At 39.7% G+C, this 1590-nt stretch carries 1 protein-coding gene and 1 pseudogene; one reads left to right on the forward strand and one right to left on the reverse strand.

Going from position 1 to position 1590, the window contains the following annotated elements; all coding sequences use genetic code 11:
* Window positions 1-135 precede the first annotated feature (135 nt).
* Window positions 136-558, reverse strand: a complete 423-nt coding sequence (locus ACF1X7_RS10065) for a hypothetical protein (protein ID WP_146955176.1) — start codon at window positions 556-558, stop codon at window positions 136-138.
* Between the two features lie 188 nt (window positions 559-746).
* Here ACF1X7_RS10065 and ACF1X7_RS10070 point away from each other — a divergent pair.
* A pseudogene (locus tag ACF1X7_RS10070) lies at window positions 747-1448 on the forward strand (IS30-like element ISLsa1 family transposase); the annotation flags it as partial.
* Window positions 1449-1590: the final 142 nt, after the last annotated feature.

Genomic DNA, 1590 nt, shown 5'->3' on the forward strand with positions numbered 1-1590 from the left:
TAGCCAGTGAGTTGGCCGAACGGCCAGTCTGACTTAAGCTAACAATCGATTCTTTAAATTCATTTGAATATTTAATTGCCATAATAAAAAGCTCCTTTATGATGTATTATATCGAACAGTTTGTCCGTAATTCCATCATAGGAGCCTTTCACGATAATTAACTGCTCGATAACCCGTCATTTTTTCTTTACGGTAATTATCTTGCTGTTGCTTATTTTGTTGCATAGCCTGCTTAGCTTGCTCAAGCTTCTTCGTTGATATATTGATATCTTGTCCGACTTCGCCAATAAATAATTGCTGTGTCCCTGTGTTCTTTAACACTCGCAGTAAGTCATTATTTTTAATCTCATCTGCATTAAGACTACCAGTCAAATAAGCTAATCCTTGTTCATGCTCTTGTGTGGTAAATTGCATTGGTGGGTCATTCTTTAACTGCTCTAAATCACGCTTTGTCAATGCTTTTAGTTCAGGGTTGTAATAAACCACGGCTGTATATAGTCGTTCTTTTTCCTTAACTGGGGTATTGTCTACGTCCATATCAGGGAATGTTTTACTCAAAACATTATTGTACTGTGTTGTGACAATTTACTTGGTTTTATCAATCATTGATAGTGTCTTAATATTTTGTTTCAAAATATCTTGTTGTTTGGCAAATTCTATAATTAATCCGAACAGAAATTAAAAAGCCCAAAGCAATCACTTACAATGGTAGTAGCTAATTCCAACCAATATAGGGAGTGATTACTTTGGGTACATCTACTTTATCACGTTTTCAACGTGGCGCACTAGCACAACTGGTCAATGAGGGTAATAAATCTTACCAAGTAATGGCTGACGCCTTAGGCGTCGCCAAAGCTACGATTAGCTATGAGTTGGACCGAGTTAAACCTTATGATCCAGAATTAGCTCAGCAAGATGCAGATCGCAAAAGGCGGAATTGCGGTCGTCGTTCGATGCTGACGGCAGCATTAGCGACTTTAATTACCAATCACTTACGATTAACCTGGTCACCAGAAACCATTGCGGCCGCTTATAACTTGAGCACTGCGTCAATTTATAATTGGCTTAATCGTGGCTGGCTCCCCTTCAAATTGACTAATCTACCCAATCGGAATGTCCGCCAGCACCGAGTGAGCGAAAATCGTGGGAAATTTACAAGTGGGACTTCCATCGAACAACGGCCAACAACTGTTAATCAACGGTTAGCTTTTGGTCATTGGGAAGTAGATACGGTGCTTTCTAGTCGAAGTGAGTCACGATCATGTCTGGTTACATTCGTAGAACGTAAGACCCGACTTCTATGGGCCATCAAAGCCCCTAATAGAACGGCTAAGGCTCTAAACACCGCCTTTGACAAGTTTATGGAGGCCTTCGGTCCCCAAGTAAAATCCATTACTGTTGATCATGGTAAAGAGTTTGCCAATTATCAGGCCTTAGAACAGGATTATGGTAGATTGTAAAATTAATCCGAACGCTGTTCGGACAAAAAAGATCAGCTTCCTTTAAAATGGTGTTTACCACAAACCCATCTTTTAGGAGCTGATCTTTTGTCTAGTATAACCTATTCCGAACGAATTAAAATCGAAACCT

The organism is Latilactobacillus sp. VITA-14 (assembly GCF_046580785.1).
Classification (GTDB): domain Bacteria; phylum Bacillota; class Bacilli; order Lactobacillales; family Lactobacillaceae; genus Latilactobacillus; species Latilactobacillus curvatus.